At 49.4% G+C, this 16418-nt stretch carries 14 protein-coding genes; 5 read left to right on the top strand and 9 right to left on the bottom strand.

The annotated features are described in order from the left end of the window. The 7 genes from VIS48_00980 to VIS48_00950 all read right to left on the bottom strand — a co-directional run bounded on the left by VIS48_00980 (position 1) and on the right by VIS48_00950 (position 7899). Complete coding sequence (locus tag VIS48_00980; protein ID HEY9164713.1) at positions 1 to 501, bottom strand: DUF4402 domain-containing protein; 501 nt, start codon at positions 499 to 501, stop codon at positions 1 to 3. A gap of 198 nt (positions 502 to 699) precedes the next feature. Continuing rightward, positions 700 to 1056: a hypothetical protein gene (locus VIS48_00975; protein HEY9164712.1), complete on the bottom strand. Its 357-nt coding sequence runs from the start codon at positions 1054 to 1056 to the stop codon at positions 700 to 702. A gap of 65 nt (positions 1057 to 1121) precedes the next feature. Continuing rightward, complete coding sequence (locus tag VIS48_00970) at positions 1122 to 1610, bottom strand: DUF4402 domain-containing protein (protein HEY9164711.1); 489 nt, start codon at positions 1608 to 1610, stop codon at positions 1122 to 1124. A 421-nt stretch (positions 1611 to 2031) separates the two neighbouring features. After that, positions 2032 to 3198 (bottom strand): transcription termination factor Rho, encoded by a 1167-nt coding sequence (gene rho / locus VIS48_00965; GenBank protein HEY9164710.1) that lies wholly within the window; start codon positions 3196 to 3198, stop codon positions 2032 to 2034. A 307-nt stretch (positions 3199 to 3505) separates the two neighbouring features. Continuing rightward, a complete protein-coding gene (gene hypD, locus VIS48_00960) occupies positions 3506 to 5869 on the bottom strand; it encodes a trans-4-hydroxy-L-proline dehydratase (protein HEY9164709.1) in 2364 nt (787 codons plus the stop codon). A gap of 2 nt (positions 5870 to 5871) precedes the next feature. Beyond that, positions 5872 to 6687, bottom strand: a complete 816-nt coding sequence (locus VIS48_00955; GenBank protein ID HEY9164708.1) for a glycyl-radical enzyme activating protein — start codon at positions 6685 to 6687, stop codon at positions 5872 to 5874. A 108-nt stretch (positions 6688 to 6795) separates the two neighbouring features. Continuing rightward, positions 6796 to 7899 carry a DUF6588 family protein gene (locus tag VIS48_00950; protein ID HEY9164707.1) on the bottom strand — a complete coding sequence of 368 codons (1104 nt, stop codon included), beginning with the start codon at positions 7897 to 7899 and terminating at the stop codon, positions 6796 to 6798. 94 nt (positions 7900 to 7993) lie between these two features. Here VIS48_00950 and VIS48_00945 point away from each other — a divergent pair, with 94 nt between their 5' ends. Together VIS48_00945 and VIS48_00940 are read left to right on the top strand one after the other, a co-directional pair. Continuing rightward, positions 7994 to 8185 carry a hypothetical protein gene (locus tag VIS48_00945; protein ID HEY9164706.1) on the top strand — a complete coding sequence of 64 codons (192 nt, stop codon included), beginning with the start codon at positions 7994 to 7996 and terminating at the stop codon, positions 8183 to 8185. Between the two features lie 328 nt (positions 8186 to 8513). After that, positions 8514 to 9047, top strand: coding sequence for a hypothetical protein (locus VIS48_00940; protein ID HEY9164705.1), 534 nt, complete (start codon positions 8514 to 8516; stop codon positions 9045 to 9047). A gap of 180 nt (positions 9048 to 9227) precedes the next feature. Here the strand turns inward: VIS48_00940 and VIS48_00935 are convergent, their stop codons facing one another. Both VIS48_00935 and VIS48_00930 read right to left on the bottom strand, forming a co-directional pair. After that, positions 9228 to 9752, bottom strand: a complete 525-nt coding sequence (locus VIS48_00935; protein ID HEY9164704.1) for a GNAT family N-acetyltransferase — start codon at positions 9750 to 9752, stop codon at positions 9228 to 9230. A gap of 107 nt (positions 9753 to 9859) precedes the next feature. After that, positions 9860 to 10639 (bottom strand): phosphatase PAP2 family protein, encoded by a 780-nt coding sequence (locus VIS48_00930; protein ID HEY9164703.1) that lies wholly within the window; start codon positions 10637 to 10639, stop codon positions 9860 to 9862. 807 nt (positions 10640 to 11446) lie between these two features. Here VIS48_00930 and VIS48_00925 point away from each other — a divergent pair. The 3 genes from VIS48_00925 to VIS48_00915 all read left to right on the top strand — a co-directional run bounded on the left by VIS48_00925 (position 11447) and on the right by VIS48_00915 (position 16407). Further along, positions 11447 to 14683, top strand: coding sequence for a PDZ domain-containing protein (locus VIS48_00925; protein ID HEY9164702.1), 3237 nt, complete (start codon positions 11447 to 11449; stop codon positions 14681 to 14683). Between the two features lie 440 nt (positions 14684 to 15123). Continuing rightward, positions 15124 to 15570: a heme-binding protein gene (locus VIS48_00920; protein ID HEY9164701.1), complete on the top strand. Its 447-nt coding sequence runs from the start codon at positions 15124 to 15126 to the stop codon at positions 15568 to 15570. 372 nt (positions 15571 to 15942) lie between these two features. Further along, the gene (locus tag VIS48_00915) at positions 15943 to 16407 is read left to right on the top strand and encodes a VOC family protein (GenBank protein ID HEY9164700.1); all 465 of its coding nucleotides are present in this window, start codon (positions 15943 to 15945) and stop codon (positions 16405 to 16407) included. Positions 16408 to 16418 lie beyond the last annotated feature (11 nt).

Here is a 16418-nt window from a genome sequence, read left to right as displayed (position 1 = left end):
TCAGTAGGTAATGTCTACAGTGTAATTACCTGAGTAATTCCCGGAGGTGGCGCCGTTCGTATTTATTCCACCGCCGAACCAGACAAAGACCTGACCTGCGGCGCCGAGACCTACGGATCCGCCGGTAATGCCCGAAAATGGTTGCGCGCCAAGAAGTTGGGAATTAGCATTGTTCCAAATTGGAATTGCAGGATTGAACGCGACTGAATGACCGCTTCCGTCGGTCAAGATCACATTGTTTGGGAATGTCACGGAAACATTCGAACCTGGTTGACCTGAAAATGTGAATGACCCCACACCGGGTTCTGTAGGTGAGACGGACTGGGTTCCGGAACCACTTACAAGAGTGCCGAATGCCAGATTTGTAGAGTTTGTGATCACGATTCCACGAATCACATTGGCAGAAATGCTAACCGCGCCGGATGAATTTGATTGACCGACGCAGGTGCAGAAGCTTGCTAGGATTAACGAAATAGAAACCGACAGGCGTTTCGAAACCAACTCTCTTCCTCCAAAGCTTTCCACTCAAAACGGAACCGAATTCCCTTTAGTTCCGTGGCCTCTCCTGCTCAAAGATATATCGATCGAATTTGAAAGTCAAAGGGAAAATGAAATTCAATGGAAGTAGCGTAAGGGCTGGCTAATAGGCCACTGAGATTGTACAACTGCCCTTATAAACGCTGATCGGCTGATCTGGAACTAGTGAAGCCGACCCGCCCGCCCAAAAGTAGTACTCGCCGAATTGCTCGATATAGAACCCGTGAATGCAATTGAGTTCGCACCGCTTGTGAGGTTTGTCGTAGAAAAGCTGGCAACAACGGGTGTAGTCGCAGCTCCGTGAACCGTGAAGTATGCTCTTGACCCGCCGCCAGTAATTGGGCTGATGATCGCGGAGGTCACGCACTTGACCACGACCCCGAAATTCATGTCCCGCACGTTGGTGAGACCGATTGAACTGTTCACGACAATATTTACCGAAGCACCGGATGCAGACTGTGAGACGGAATGAGCACTCGATGCGAGGAGAAGAAGGAATGTCAGCAGAAATCTTTTCATATTATCAGCCCTTAAAAAGAAAAGGCAGGCCAAACAACAGCCTGCCTGATGCTCTTCCTGACCGATTAATAACTGAGCGTCAAAGTGAAAGTGCCCGTGTAGGCATTTGCTGCCTGGGTCGGGGACAACGTTGCAGTTCCACCTGCCCAGAAGTAAAAGTTTCCACCTGCACTTGTTGTGACAGTGCCACCGCTGGAAACCGAGGTCGAGGTGCCTTGGACATTACTGTTGTCACCGGAAAGAGTACCAGCTCCGGCAAACGAGATCGTGTGGCCCGATCCGTCCGACAAATCTGTGGTCGTGAAAGTCACGTTTAGGAGTGTGCTTGCCGCAGCGGTTACAGTAAACTTTGCGGCTGATGCTCCGCCGGTGACGGGGTTGATTGCGGCCGTCGTAATGCCTTGAGATACGACCCCAAAAGCCATGTCGTTGTTCTTGACAATGCTGATTGCGCTATTGACGGTGAGGCTGACAGTTGCTGACTGAGATTGCGCAAACGACTCGCCTGCTGCAAACGCAAAGAGGAGTGCAGCTATCGCAAGTGACTTCTTCATATAGTTTTCCCTCCGAAGGTTTTAATGGTTTTGCAAAGGGGATTTTACTTTTGATGCCCTACGGGCATCGATGTAACGCTCCTGCAAGGTTATTTGCAAGAGCGCAATTCCGGTTTTGTGTTCGTTCACAAAAACCGCCGTGTGCCGGCCGGCGCGTACGGTGGAGAGCGTCCGACTTATATTTAGCAATGCTTGTGCCACACCTGCCCCCGTCAAAACTTTGCTTTTGGTAACTCTCAAGGACTCTTGTTCGGAACGTCATAACAAAAGCGTAATCTGAGATTACGAACTCCACACCTGCGAAGTCTTGTCCGTCAAAATTGGAATTTTAAAAAGTTTCCTGGTGAGTACTTGTGGAATTATATCGGTGAAAATGTTGGAAGGAATTCGGGAATGTTATTGTATTATTCTATTCCGTGGACTAAAAACTGGAAAGGAGTTTTGAATTGGATGGGTAAATCCTGATCAGCTTTTGCACTGCGAGCATCGCCTCTCTCGTGGAAAGTCGCGCAATAGTCCGCCTCAGAATCTGGTACTGCTGAAGATCCGAACCGAAGAGAAGTTCCTCGCGGCGCGTACCTGACACTCCGAGATTGATTGCCGGAAAAATCCTTTCATTCGCGAGATCCCTGTCAAGAACGAGCTCCATATTTCCGGTACCCTTGAACTCCTGGAATATGAGCTCATCCATTCGGGAGTTTGTGTCTACCAGTATCGTCGCAACGATAGTCAGAGAACCTCCATTTTCAAGTTTTCGGGCCGCACCGAAAATTCGCTTCGGCACTTCGAGGGCGCGTATGTCCACTCCACCAGACATCGTTCTCCCGCTGCTCTTCTGATTGACGTTGAACGCCCGCCCAAGTCTTGTCAGCGAATCGAGAAGGAGCACGACATCTTTTCCGGTCTCCGCTTTCCGCTTTGCGTATTCAGGGACGAGCTGGGCGAGACGTACATGACTCGGATAATCATTATCGTTTGAACTCGCGAAGACTTCACCCTTGATTGTCCGACGCATATCTGTTACTTCTTCCGGCCGCTCATCAATCAGGAGCACAATGAGTTCGATACCCGGATAATTTGAATTGATGGCCTGAGCGATTTGTTGAAGAAGGATTGTTTTTCCGGCTTTCGGCGGGGAGACGATCAGCGCCCGCTGTCCCTTCCCCAGGGGGCAAAATAAATCAACTATCCTCATAGCCAGATCCGATTGCGGTCCTTCGAGCCTTATCACCTCATTAGGCGAGACGGCGTCGTGCTTGCCGAAATCCTTCACGCTGCGCCATTGGTCTAGAGGCATTCCGTTAATCGTTTCGATCGATCTTGCCTCAGGACTTCTTCCCCCACCACGAACCGCGGTGCCGGTCAGCAGGACACCCGGTCTCAGAAAATATTGATCGATGAATGACGACGGGACAAATGTGTCTGCACTTGAAGGGCTCATCGTCAGGCTGAGCTGCCTCGTGAAGCCGTGGCTCCGGCCGTTGGGATTCTTTCGCGCATGATCGATCTCGAGAATGCCGGTGAAAGATGAAGGGGATGAGTTGTTGTTGTTGTTCTGTGGTCTGTTAATAATATGTCGTCGTTTCATTTTCTCTTCGGTCCAGAAAATGGATTATTTCGCCTGGCGTTAGCCAGACTGTTTCGTTTTGAATTTGGGAATCGTTCGGAGGCGGTTCCTGCGGCGTGCGGGACTCTTCAACTCCGAAAATTTCCAGTCCGCAATTTCGTACGGACACGTTGTGTGAGAATAGTTACCCTATGATCTACAACCACTTACAATTTATGCATATCACATTTCTATATCAAGAGATACATGCGGAACGCCACCGGATGGCTCCGGATCTTCCGGCAGAGGGCCTCTCGGATACCCCGGGATCTATGTACCAACACCGGCTTCAAAAGCACTGATGCTCTGTCCTCCGGATGATTTCATCCTGCAAGTCCTTACCGAGATCGTTGAAGTAATCGCTGTACCCTGCGACACGAACAATCAGGTCACGATATTTTTCGGGATGCAGCTGGGCGTCTTTCAGTGTTTCGGCTGTGACCACATTGAACTGGATGTGATGCCCATCGAGTCTAAAATAGCTCCTGATCAGCGACGTGAGGTTGTTTATTCCTTCGTCTGAATCGAGGAGGTGTGGTGAGAACTTCTGGTTCAATAGCGTTCCGCCCGTCTTGATATGGTCAATCTTCGATGCTGATTTCACCACCGCCGTCGGCCCTTTCGTGTCCGCGCCCTGAACTGGAGATATTCCCTCGGACAATGGCTCACCTGCTTTTCGCCCGTCCGGGGTCGCCATCGTCACGCTTCCGAAATACACATGGCAGGTGGTCGGCAACAGGTTTATCCTGTAGATGCCGCCCTTCGTCGTCGGCCTTCCGTCAATCGAATCGAAGAAAATGTCAAAGACCTTTGCTGCTTGTTCATCCGCGTAGTCCTCATCGTTTCCATATTTCGGCGTATGATAAATCAAATCGAGGCGGAGTTTGTCGAACCCATCAAAATTCATCTCGAGCGCATTCAAAAGTTCCGACATGGAGTACTTTTTGTTATCGAACACGTTGTACCGGATTGAAGTCAGTATGTCTGTGAGGCTCCCAAGGCCCACTCCCTGAACGTAGTTCGTATTGTACCTTGCTCCACCGTCATTGTAGTCCTTACCGTTTGCCACACAGTCGTCTATCAACAACGATAAAAAGGGTACAGGGAGGTAGTCGGCATGCAGCCTTTCGATAAGATTGTTGCCCTTGAGTTTTATGTCGGCGAAATATTTCTCCTGCTTCTTGAACGCGCCCATAAGCTGCGCGAAGGTAGTAAAACCCGCTGGGTCTCCGGTTCGAATCCCGATCATTTTTCCGGTGCGAGGGTCGATGCCGTCATGCAGCGTGATCTCCAGGATCTTGACGAGATTGAAGTACCCGGTAAGTATGTAGCTCTCGGTGCCGAATGCGCCGGACTCGACGCATCCGCTCGCGCCGCCGTTTCGCGCGTCCGCGACAGATTTGCCCTGGCGTACGAGTTCTTGCACTATCGCATCGGTATTGAATACGGATGGCTGACCAAACCCCGTCCTGATAATCTTCGCCGCTCGCTTGATGAATTTGTCGGGATTCTTCTTGCTCACCTGAATCATCGAGCTCGGCTGCAGGATTCTCATCTCTTCTATTACGTCGAGAATTATGTATGTGAGATCGTTCACCCCGTCTGAACCGTCTTCTTTCACTCCACCGAGATTGATGAGGGAGAAATCTGTGTACGTGCCGCTTTCTGCGGCGGTGACTCCGACCTTCGGCGGGGCAGGGTGATTATTAAATTTTATCCAGAATGCCTCGAGGAGTTCTTTGGCTCTGTCTTCGGTAAGGACTCCTGCCCGGACGTCCCTTTCGTAAAATGGTAATAGGTGCTGGTCGAGTCTTCCCGGGTTGAACGAGTCCCATGGATTCAATTCGGTGATCACGCCGATATGCACGAACCAATAGTATTGGAGCGCTTCATGGAAAGTCGTCGGCCTGTTGGCAGGTACTCGCCTGCATATCCGAGACATTTCCTGGAGCTCTTTTCTTCTACCGGGATCCTTTTCATCTGACGCGAGACGCTGCAGCACGTCGGAGTGTCTTTCCGCGAAATTAATGATGGCGTCGGCCGCAATTTCCATCGCTCTCAACTCCTCCCGCCTCTCGTAAGCACGCGAATCGGTGTAGTAATCGAGAGAAGCTATAGCCCGACTGACGTCTTCTTTTATGTCGAGCATTCCCTTGCCGTAGATCTTTCCGCCGTTTGCGGTGTGTCCGGGCGCCCGCTGTTCAAGGAACTCCGTGAAGACGCCTGCTTCGTATGAGTCGATCCATTCTTTATCGACTGTCGAGAAGATTTTTTCACGAATGGTTCTTCCTTGCCAGAAGGGGATGACGAGATCCCTGTAGATCTTTTTCGTCGCTTCATCCACTTTGAACGAGACTTTCGGACGTGTGTCGAGATTGTCCAGATCTTCGAGGGAATGGAGGCAGATCTCAGGATACGTAGGAGTTGCTTTGGGTGCTGGACCGCGTTCGCCGACAATCAATTCGCCATTGTTAATGCAGATCGACTTTTTCGAAAGAATATATTTGAACGCGAGTGCCCGCTTCACCGGTATTGACAATATGTCGGCGGCCTCGTTCTTGTAAAATTCTGTTACGAGAACTGCTCGCTCAGGAGAAATCCTGTTGATCGCGTTTAGACTTTCTTCCCTCAGCCGTTGAATCCTGGAGTTCATTTCTAGCCCCCAACTTTCACGTTATACCCATTCTCTTCGAATCTTCTCTTCAAGGTTGAGATTTTCTCAGACTCGGGTGGTCCAATCTCTGCATTACACGCAGATATTCGCATCATCTTATTTTCAATTCCGAATTGTTCGTATTTGTGCTTTCCAATTGTATGGTAAGGGAGAAGGTCAATCTCTTTGATTTCGGGTAGTGATTGTAGAAGTGTTATGATCTGTTCGATATTTCCGTCAGTGTCTGTCACTCCTGGCACGACAGGGAAACGAATTATTATGTTGCTGCCGCATTGAGAAAGGCGCCGTAGGTTTTCAAGGATGATTCGATTTGAAACTCCCGTGTAGTCGCGATGCTTCTCATCGTCGATGAACTTCAAATCGAAAAGAAATAGGTCGATGAGGCCAGCGATTGAATCTACGGCCTCTTTTGTGGCATACCCGCAAGTGTCGAGCGCGGTACTAATGCCGTTCTTTCTACATTCAGTTGCGAGCTCCTTCAGAAACCGAACCTGCAGGAGTGGCTCACCGCCGGAGAAAGTTACTCCTCCCCGGGACTCGTCGAAGAAAACAGACTCTCTTTTGATTTCCGACATTACCTCGTCCACGGTCATAAGCTGTCCAACAGTCACGGTCTCAAAGAAAGACTTGCCGTCCATCTTGAGCTCCCGACTTACTGCTTCACTCGAGGTGGACTGGCTTTCTGGATTGTGACACCACCAGCATCGCAGCGTACAACCTTTGAAGAATATTGTCTGACGAATCCCTGGTCCATCATGGAGCGCATACCGTTTTATGTCGAAGATCATGCCCTTCATGCGTTTCCTTTGCCGTTCAATCTACCTGTCGGCACAGAATCATTCAATGCATATCAGGGACGATCGGAGAACACTTTAAGTGGGTTCGGCTGGTGAAGGCTGCCGAATTCAGTAGATCAGTCCGACCCCAATGCTCATTGAATTGTACTTCGCGATGCTGTAGTCCGCGCTCACGTCTATAAAGACTATCTTTACGGAAACACCTAAAGTCAGTCTTGCGTTGTTTTCGCCTTTAAGCACGAATGATATGGGGATCGAAATCGAATCGTCGCGCGGACCGGTCGTTTGAAAGTCGTAGGCGATTGTCATGTTTGACTTTTCCAGCGACAAGCCTGCAAAGGGCGTGATGTTCAGAATCCCCCAACCGACTCTTTTGCTCGCGAATACTCCGGCGTCTGTCGCCGTGCTCTTGAATACCGAGCCTATTTTCAGAGTTTGTGTGAACAGCGAGAACGACAGGTTCAGCGGGAGGGAATTATTGAACCATACCATCGGATTATGCTGAAATCCGAATCCGCCGTAAGTTGTCTTGCCGAGTTTGCCGTTGACATTCGAGGTGGGGAGGAATCTAAATGACAGGGATGTCCCGTAAACCATTCCAAGTGAGAACTGACACGCGGCCATCGGAAGAAGCGGGAGCTCTTGAAGGATCGCCGTCACGTGAGTTGAGAACTCAATTGGGTCGAGGGATATGCTTTCTTTGACTCCTTTATACACAACACTTGCAGTCCCGCCTGAAAACTTGACCCTGATCGTGTCCGTGTTCGATCCTACTACTGTCGGCCCGGAGAGAGTCACCGTAAAAGGTATATTCATCAGCTGAGAACGAATCGAATCTCGTTCCTCTCCGGCATAATTGTTTGGTATAAGAAGATCGGTCTCCCGGTAATCGAACTTAAACGATCCGGACGAACTGAAGCTCTTGCTCGACTCCGAAAAGAATGAGAACATGCCGACGAGGCCGAATTCCAAATCCAAGGAAAGTTTTGTCGGGTCCGGCGTCCTGTGAACCCACCCTGAGTTAAGGTCTGCGCCGAATCCTGAAACTAACGGAGAGACATATGATCTTGCGGCCGATTCGGCGAGATTCCCAAGTGTGGAAAGAAGTTCGTCTTTCTGGGCCGTTGTCTGGCCGAAAGCGGTCCCGGCTGAAATGAGGACAGGGAGCAGCCATGTGAGTCTTCGGCAAAGGAAATTGCGATGACGGAACATCTCATCCTCTGATTTAACGAAAGTTAGCAGGCAGGTACTTCGAGTGCAAAAGAAATTCCGATCAACTAAGTCAGGGCCGACAGGATTATGTGGAATGGATCATGTGCCTTCGCTTCATCACTACGATCTCATGCGGCAGGTGAATGACCTGAGCGCGAAATGCAACGCGAGCACGGCTGCCATGAGCATCGAGGTAATGATGTTTCTCAAAGACTTTCCGAGCGGTCATATTGTCGGGGTCGACAAGTTTTGCACTTCGGTCCTCGATGGAAAAGGAGTACGATAAACCGAACATCCTCATCTTGTTGATAAGATTTTAAGTGGCCTTGCGACAGACTGAGTCGTTCCATAGATTGCTCTTAGTCGGAGAGCGGATCTTAGATTGATCGCCCGAATTCCTCTTACGGAGGAGGAATTGGCGGAATTGTGACGGAAGAGGGGGAAATGGTACAGTTTGATTCCACTCACTTACCGCTATGCATCTGCCTAATTGGATGGTGAATTAATTGCATTTGAAAGCGACAGAGACTAAAATCACTGTACATGCGCTCGACATCTGCTTCATTGAGCGAGAGTGTTCTTTCTCGTGTAAACTTTCTGAAAGGGCAATAAGGATGAAGACTCTTCTTTTCTTAATTCTCTTGGTCCCCGCGGTGGGTTTCTGCCAGGGGTTTCACCCGCGATGGGAAATGTCGCTGTCCACAGACGCAAATTCATTTTCCAGTCCCGGAGGAAACAATAACTATGCGTCGTTGGCAGTTCGCCCCGGTCTGTTTTTAGTCGAGGGACTTTCGATCGAACCGGAATTTCTCAGCGCGGTCGCAAAAGGTATTCCACCGGCTTTGAATGTCAGCGGAAATCTTTCCTACAGTTATGGAATCGGGTACAACGTCGTCGTTCCTTTTGCGCTCGTCGGATACGGTGTGGGTGACGGCTTACCGTTCAACCAACCGTTAATCCGATCGGCAGGTTACATGACTGGCATCCGGTTCCTGAATCTTGGTGCCGGCCTCAAGATCATGACTCTAGGAGGGAGAGCGCTCTTTAGAGTTGAATATCGGTACCAGGATTTCGACGAAGTTTATCTGAGGTCGAGCCCGCATGTCTACGCGCGTCGGATTCTTCTGGGATTTTCCGTTCTTCTCTAAACCTGACATAGAGTTGCAAGCACCTGGGGGCGCAAATCGTGTGCCCCCAGTAAGCGTCTCTGAGAAGTGCGGCCATCCTTTACATAAGCCGCCAGCGACGCTTCTGACCGACGTAGGAACCCAGAGCTTAGTTTCAGCCCCCGTTTCTTCCGCGTGGAGCATCGCACTACGAGATTGACGTTACTCGCCTATCCAACTCGCGCAGGGTTCATCCGCGAGGTTTTCCAGCGCACTGCCCGTCACCCTGTTGACGATCCAATCGTTCAGTTGTATCGCTCCCAGCGATTTGTAAAATGAGATTGCTTTTTCATTCCAATCGAGGACAGCCCACTCAACTCTCCCGCATTCCCTCTGCCTCGCCAGCTTTGCGAGATATATGAGAAGCTGTTTGCCAAATCCCTTTCCTCTAAACTCGGATCTTATGTAAAGATCTTCAAGATAGATTCCGGGCCTCCCAAGAAAAGTCGAGAAGTTGTGAAAGTATAGTGCGAAGCCGACCGGAAGATCTTTGTATTCAGCTATCAGCACCTCAGCATATTTTTTCCTGAAAACGTTCTCTCGTATTATTTCATCAGTAGCCCTCACTTCTTTGGCGAGCTTTTCAAATTCTGCCAGATCTTTTATGAATCCCAGGACGATACCTGAATCGGCCTCATTTGCAATCCTGATATTCAATTTTTCATGATCGTCTTTTTCCTGATTCATTTTCACCTCTTTCAATTTCAACTTGATAGAGTCGAATTATTGGACGATATCTTGAAGCCGGTCGTTGCATGCCTCCTGCGGAAGCAAATATTCCAGAGGCCCGGAAATCAAAATCGCAACGAGAAGCCGATTAACGGCGGGTTAAAATCGATCGTCTTCGCCGATGTCGCGGTGATGCTGGAAGATGGACTCTTTGATGAATTGTAGACATTCCTATAATATTTGCCGATGGTGGAACCGATAGCGTAGGACATGAGAGCAGCCGCTACCGCGTCTGAGAACCAGTGCATGCCGCCGCGGTTTGTCGCGGAAACTCCGAATATCGTGTATGCCACAAGCCCGTAGCCGGCTACCTTGAGCCAGGTGCTGTTTGGATAGTAATTTGTCAGAGCGGATACAACCGCCATCGTTCCTGCGGTGTGTCCCGAAGGCCATCCCCAGAAAATTCCTCCACGTAGAAAACCAAATCTAAAAGTTTTGCTTAAGCTGTCCATGTCCGCATTATGTCTCCAATCCGGATTCGGCCTTCCTGTTATCGCTTTCAGCGCCGAGTTGTAAAGGAACTCCATCATGGATGCCTGGAGCACAGCAAACGAGGCACCAAGCGCCTGATTGTCATTTCGGATGTTTGCATATGCGAAGAGCGAACCTCCCGCGACAAATGGGAGTAATTCTCCGCTAAGTACCACTGGACGAGCCCAGCTGCCATATTCCGGATGATTGTTGAAAAAATGTTGCACGTTGTAGTCGACGTCCGACGTTACAATTATAGCTGTTGAGGCTACTGCTGCGAGATGAAGATAGATGTTGGCACCTCTGAAACTATCAATGAAGTTGTTGCCAAAATTGCCGAAGAGTGTAAACCTTCCGTCTTGTTGCGACGACACAACAGGTGGTCCAGGCGCGAGTAGGGAAGAATTCCAGTTTTCGTTTGCGCGAGATGATTCACAGCTCATGAAATTTGAAACTGGTTTGAATAGAACCAATTTGTTCTCGCTTCCATAATTGGCCTGTGCGCGCGCGATGGAGCCGAATGCGGCCAAAAGCGCCATGACTCTTATTGCAGATAGTGAATGCTTAAAGAAGGGCAATGTAAATTTCCGGGAAAACTCCCCGAGCATCTTCATCCAGAGTGTTAATGTTGAATGGGGCGGCAAGATCCATGCAAACCAAATTATCGATTTGTTCGGGTTGTTGCAACATGATGGATGTAATTTGCCTGGCTGTAAACCGAGCTGGCGTTCACTACTCTCACCTCAGTCACCGGATGCACTTCAGAGGCGGTAGCGCGCCGGTCCCTTCTCGCCGCGGGATGTATGATCTCACTTTGTCCCGCTTCGTGATTTATGCTCAGAGGGATTCAGAGGGAGGTGCTATCCGCGTTTGAAGCATTTGCGCTTTCAGTCGAGGCCGGCTGGACATGTGGCGCTCGTAAAAATAGAAGCTAATTTAAGTTTCCGGCTGTAACTTTGTTCAAAGCTTCCAGTAATTATTCGTTAAATTGTTTCTAAAGGAGAACGCTGCGACGCTTTTCTGGTGAGATGTTGAGTTTTGGACGGCTTTTGAAAGTAAGTCGCAGTGGCACGCCAGGAACCGAATGCTCTTGAAACTTGACCACGATTGAGTTGCTGACTTTTGACTATCGGACTTCTCAAATTTCACGACACAAACAAAACACAAAATAAGGTGGCACTATGAAGAAAATGTTCGTTCTAGTTGCGATTTGTCTTTCTTCTTTGGCTGCTGAGAAATCGACTGCCCAAATCGATGCGAGGATGTTGCAGTACCCGGCAGTGTCCGGAACTCAGATCGTCTTCGACTACGCAGGGGATTTGTGGGTCGCGCCAAAGGAGGGAGGAGTTGCTGCACGGCTTACAACGCCAAAGGGCGAGGAGATCCTCCCGAGATTTTCTCCGGACGGATCGCTGATAGCGTTCAGCGGCAACTATGAAGGGAACGTGGACGTTTACGTCATCCCTTCGAAAGGCGGTATGCCTGTCAGGATCACTCATGAAGGTTATCCGGACAGGTTGCTCGACTGGTATCCGGACGGAAAATCATTGCTATATGCAAGCTCACTTGAGAGCGGGAGACAGAGGTTCGATCAGTTTTATAAGGTCTCCGTTCAGGGCGGAATGCCTGAGAAGCTTTCCATACCATACGGTGAGTTCGGAACCGTCTCGCCCGACGGAATGAAGATTGCCTACACACCTATGTCGCAGGCGTACAGAACGTGGAAGAGATATCGCGGTGGATGGGCGCCAGACATCTGGGTCTACGACCTTGCAAACAATACCGCGGAGAACATAACCAACAATCCCGCGAACGATGAATTCCCGATGTGGCACGGAAACACGATATATTTTCTCTCGGATCGCGGGTCGAACGAGAGATCGAACATCTGGGCGTACGATGTAATCACAAAACAAACAAGACAGGTGACCGACTTCAGCGAGTTCGATATACATTTTCCCTCGATCGGTCCGGATGACATCGTCTTTGAGAACGGAGGGAGACTCTATCTCCTGGACCTTTCAACTGAGAAATATCGTGAAGTAAAGATGTCGGTGGTTACGGACGAAATTACCCTGATGCCGAAAACCGAAAACGTAGAAAAGAGCGTCGCTACTTTCAATGTTGCGCCGGATGGGAAGCGCGCAATGTTCGAGGCGAGAGGCGACGTGTTTTCCGTGCCTGCCGAAAACGGAAATGTCGTTGACCTTACGGGCACTTCAGGAGTTGCTGAACGATATCCATCCTGGTCGCCTGACGGAAAATATGTCGCATACTGGAGCGACAAATCCGGAGAGTACGAGCTGACATTGAAGGATCTCACCGAACCATCAAATGAAAAACAACTCACGTCTTACGGCCCGGGGTTCAGATACAGGATATACTGGTCGCCGGACAGCAAGAAGATGGCGTTTATCAACAAGGCGATGACGATCTACGTGTACGATTTGGAAAAAGAAAACACAACGAAGGTCGACAAAGAGAAATTTGCGTACGAAGGTGATCTGGAGGGCTTCACGGTTTCATGGTCGTCCGACGGGAGGTGGCTCACATACGCAAAAGATATGGACAACCAGCACAGATCGATTTGTGTGTATGATGTCAAAGAGGGTGAGGTTCACCAGATTACGAACGGGTTTTACAACGACAACCAGCCCACGTTCGATCCGGACGGAAAGTATCTCTACTACACGACGAACAACACATTCGATCCCGTCTACAGCGACATGGACAACACGTTTATATATCCCAACTCGACAAAAATCGCCGTGGTAACTCTGAGAGCCGATCTCCCTTCGCCGATGGCACCAAAGAACGATTCTACTTCAGTGAAGAAAGAGGAAGAACCGAAGAAAGGCGACGAGAAGAAGAGCGAAGAGAAATCTAAAGACGTGAAAATAGATTTCGAAGGAATAGCCGAACGAGAGGTGATTCTGCCGCCTGCGGCTGGTAACTATAACAATCTGAAAGCCGTTTCAGGGAAGATTTTGTACTTGAAGATGCCCAACTCCGGTTCCGGAGAGAAGAAGAAATCGGTTTTGTATTATGATGTCGATAAGCGTGAAGAAAAAACCGTTGCGGACGGAATTGACGATTACATGCCTTCCGCCGACGGCAAGAAGATAATGTTTGCGAAGACCGGGTCTTACTTCATAACTGATATCGGCCCTGACCAGAAGCTCGAAAAGAAAATGCCGACCGATCAAATGGAAATGACAATAGATCCGCGAGCGGAATGGAAGCAGATATTCAACGACGTATGGCGATTTGAAAGAGATTACTTTTATGACCCAAACATGCATGGAGTCGACTGGAACAAGATCCGCGGGCAGTACGGGAAGTTGATCGATAATTGCGTGACGAGATCTGATGTCAACTACGTGATCGGCGAGTTGATTTCCGAGATGAGCTCGTCGCATACATACAGGGGGGGAGGCGATTTGGAAGTAGCGCCGCAAAGACCCGTCGGCTATCTCGGCGTTGATTGGGAACTTGCTAACGGCGCGTACAGGATCACGCGGATCATCAGAGGTGCATCATGGGACAATGACGTAAGGTCGTCTCTCGATCAACCAGGGATCAACGTGAAAGAAGGAGACTACCTCCTCGCGGTAAATGGAGTGCCGATGGATCCGAAGCTGGATCCCTGGGCTGCATTTGAAGGCCTTGCGGGAAAGACCGTCGACCTCACGGTCAATTCAAAACCGTCGATGGATGGCGCCACGCATGTCCTCGTGCAGACCATGACTGATGAGTCCAGACTCCGGTTGCTCGCATGGATCGAAGCGAACAGGTCGACTGTGGAAAAAGAGACGGATGGCAAGATCGGCTACGTATATGTCCAGGACACCGGAGTCGAGGGGCAGAACGATCTCGTCAGACAATTCCTGGCGCAGATTGATAAACAAGGATTAATAATCGACGAGCGTTTCAATAGCGGCGGTCAGATTCCCGACAGGTTCATCGAGATGTTGAATCGCCAGCCGCTTGCTTTCTGGGCTGTCCGCGACGGTGAAAACTGGAAGTGGCCGCCGTTCGGGCTGTTTGGCCCGAAGGTAATGCTCATAAATGGGTGGAGCGGATCGGGCGGCGATGCGTTTCCGGATTACTTCAAGGAAGCCGGAATCGGTCCACTCATCGGAATGCGGACATGGGGAGGGCTCATTGGAATATCCGGCGTGCCCGGACTGATAGACGGCGGCGGAATAACGGTCCCGACTTTCAGGATGTATACACCAGGCGGCAAGTGGTTTGCTGAAGGACATGGAGTAGATCCAGACATTCAGGTTGTCGACGATCCCGGTCAACTTGCAAAAGGAATAGATCCTCAACTTGAAAAAGGAATAGAAGTTGTCGTACAGCTGCTGAAGGATCATCCGCTTGTGAATCCGAAGCAGCCGCCGTATGAGAAGAGATAAGAACTGAATTAGTCAGAACCAGAATCTGCAAATTAAAAAAGGCTGTCATGAATCAAGACAGCCTTTTCATTTTCTTGTCGATTATTCGGAAATATGGAGCGAGCGTTCCCCCCGCAGTCTGGAAGCCTAGTTCAAGCTCGCTTCGGTAGGGAGTACCACTCGATGCAGCGTTGGTGCCCGAGGATCCGAACGGTACTCTTCGCTTAAACCCAGCTTCCGTTTAAAGAAGCGCTCAATTCCGCCTATCCCTGCGCCTGTTATGTGCCACTCTGCACTGTTCGAGAAGAGTGGATCAAGTTGAAGGTTTCCAATTGACTGTTTTCCCGAAATGGGAAATAGTCCTTTGTTGCACTCCGGGGAAATTCTATCTTTAGTTGAGTTGATTATCTGAATCGCGAATGAACCTGGACGAAGGTTCTGTACCTAAAGAGGAGGCAGTTATGTTGCAGGTAGATCTTCCTGTCGCAGTTACAAAGATCATTTCTGAAATTTCCAACCTCATTCCCGAATACATGAACAACCAACATGACAAGCCAGTCTCGGATGGAAATGTCGCGGTCTGTATCATCGACATAGACGGGAACATTTCCGGAAAGATGTTCGGGACTGACAAGAACAGGTCAAGGCAGTCATTCAAGATTGCGTGCACAAAGGCAAGTCAGGTCTGGATAACGGGGATGAAGACGGGCGAATATGAAAAGAAAGTTTTCAACAAAGAAATCGATGAGCACCAGTATGGGATCCAGCGGCCCGATTTTATCGGATGGGACGGCGGCCAACCGATCAAATTGAAAGACGGAACGGTTTTATCAGTCGGCTTCAGCGGGTTCCGTGGCACAAGCGACCTTGAAATAGTCCAGAAGGCGGTGGCAAAAGCGGGTCTGTAGATTCTTCAACTCGTCCCTTCAAATCTTTCGAAGTTGAAATCTCCGTCGTGGTTCGGTATGGCGCGCGACGATGAGTGATTTGTAGATTTCTTCTTACCCCTGTCGAAATCCAATTCTCCCAATCGACTACTTATTGATGGTCATCAGAGATTCCTGAAACCGCGAATGAATCTCACGAAAATCGCAAAAAAAGAGTATTTATGGGATCGAATTCTGAAACCAAATCGAAAGAGGAAAAGTTATTGTTAAGATCTCGGCATGGACAATCGCGATCTCGATTAAATTGAAACGGCAATCATCAAATGTCGGACTCTAATCAAATAAAAAATTTCAAATTGAAAACACCAAACAGTCCAAAAGGAGGAAGGCGACATGAAAGGCATAACACCGTTCTTGTGGTTCGATAAAGAAGCTGCCGAGGCGGCAAAGTTTTATACTTCGGTTTTTAAGGGCTCGAAGATAAAGGACATGACAGTATTATCGAATACTCCTTCTGGGACTGTCGAAATTGTGACCATTGAGATTCTTGGTCAGGAGTACCGCCTCATGAGTGCGGGCCCGCTTTTCAAGTTCAACGAGTCTGTATCGTTCGTGGTGAACTGCGATACCCAGGAGGAAATCGATTACTACTGGGAGAAGCTCTCGGCCGACCCGAAAGCGGAACAGTGCGGCTGGCTCAAAGACAAGTTTGGTCTCTCGTGGCAAATCGTTCCCGCAATTTTGGCGGAGATGCAAAAGAGCAAAGATAAGAAGAAGCTGGCACAAGTGACGGAGGCGTTTCTCAAGATGAAGAAATTCGATATAGAAAAGCTGAAACAAGCATACCAACAACAATAGCAGAACACGAA

Source organism: Candidatus Kryptoniota bacterium, from assembly GCA_036567965.1.
Lineage (GTDB): Bacteria > Bacteroidota > Ignavibacteria > Kryptoniales > JAKASW01 > JAKASW01.
The sequence above is the reverse complement of the archived record's forward strand: the minus strand, read 5'-3'. Positions and strand labels throughout refer to the sequence as shown.

Bases quoted from the DNA above. Each gene is read 5' to 3' on its own strand.
- hypD (HEY9164709.1), bottom strand. From the start codon at position 5,869: ATGAACTCCAGGATTCAACGGCTGAGGGAAGAAAGTCTAAACGCGATC.
- VIS48_00925 (HEY9164702.1), top strand. From the start codon at position 11,447: ATGAAGAAAATGTTCGTTCTAGTTGCGATTTGTCTTTCTTCTTTGGCT.
- rho (HEY9164710.1), bottom strand. From the start codon at position 3,198: ATGAAACGACGACATATTATTAACAGACCACAGAACAACAACAACAAC.
- VIS48_00970 (HEY9164711.1), bottom strand. From the start codon at position 1,610: ATGAAGAAGTCACTTGCGATAGCTGCACTCCTCTTTGCGTTTGCAGCA.
- VIS48_00920 (HEY9164701.1), top strand. From the start codon at position 15,124: ATGTTGCAGGTAGATCTTCCTGTCGCAGTTACAAAGATCATTTCTGAA.
- VIS48_00945 (HEY9164706.1), top strand. From the start codon at position 7,994: ATGGATCATGTGCCTTCGCTTCATCACTACGATCTCATGCGGCAGGTG.
- VIS48_00915 (HEY9164700.1), top strand. From the start codon at position 15,943: ATGAAAGGCATAACACCGTTCTTGTGGTTCGATAAAGAAGCTGCCGAG.
- VIS48_00950 (HEY9164707.1), bottom strand. From the start codon at position 7,899: ATGTTCCGTCATCGCAATTTCCTTTGCCGAAGACTCACATGGCTGCTC.
- VIS48_00955 (HEY9164708.1), bottom strand. From the start codon at position 6,687: ATGAAGGGCATGATCTTCGACATAAAACGGTATGCGCTCCATGATGGA.
- VIS48_00975 (HEY9164712.1), bottom strand. From the start codon at position 1,056: ATGAAAAGATTTCTGCTGACATTCCTTCTTCTCCTCGCATCGAGTGCT.
- VIS48_00935 (HEY9164704.1), bottom strand. From the start codon at position 9,752: ATGAATCAGGAAAAAGACGATCATGAAAAATTGAATATCAGGATTGCA.
- VIS48_00940 (HEY9164705.1), top strand. From the start codon at position 8,514: ATGAAGACTCTTCTTTTCTTAATTCTCTTGGTCCCCGCGGTGGGTTTC.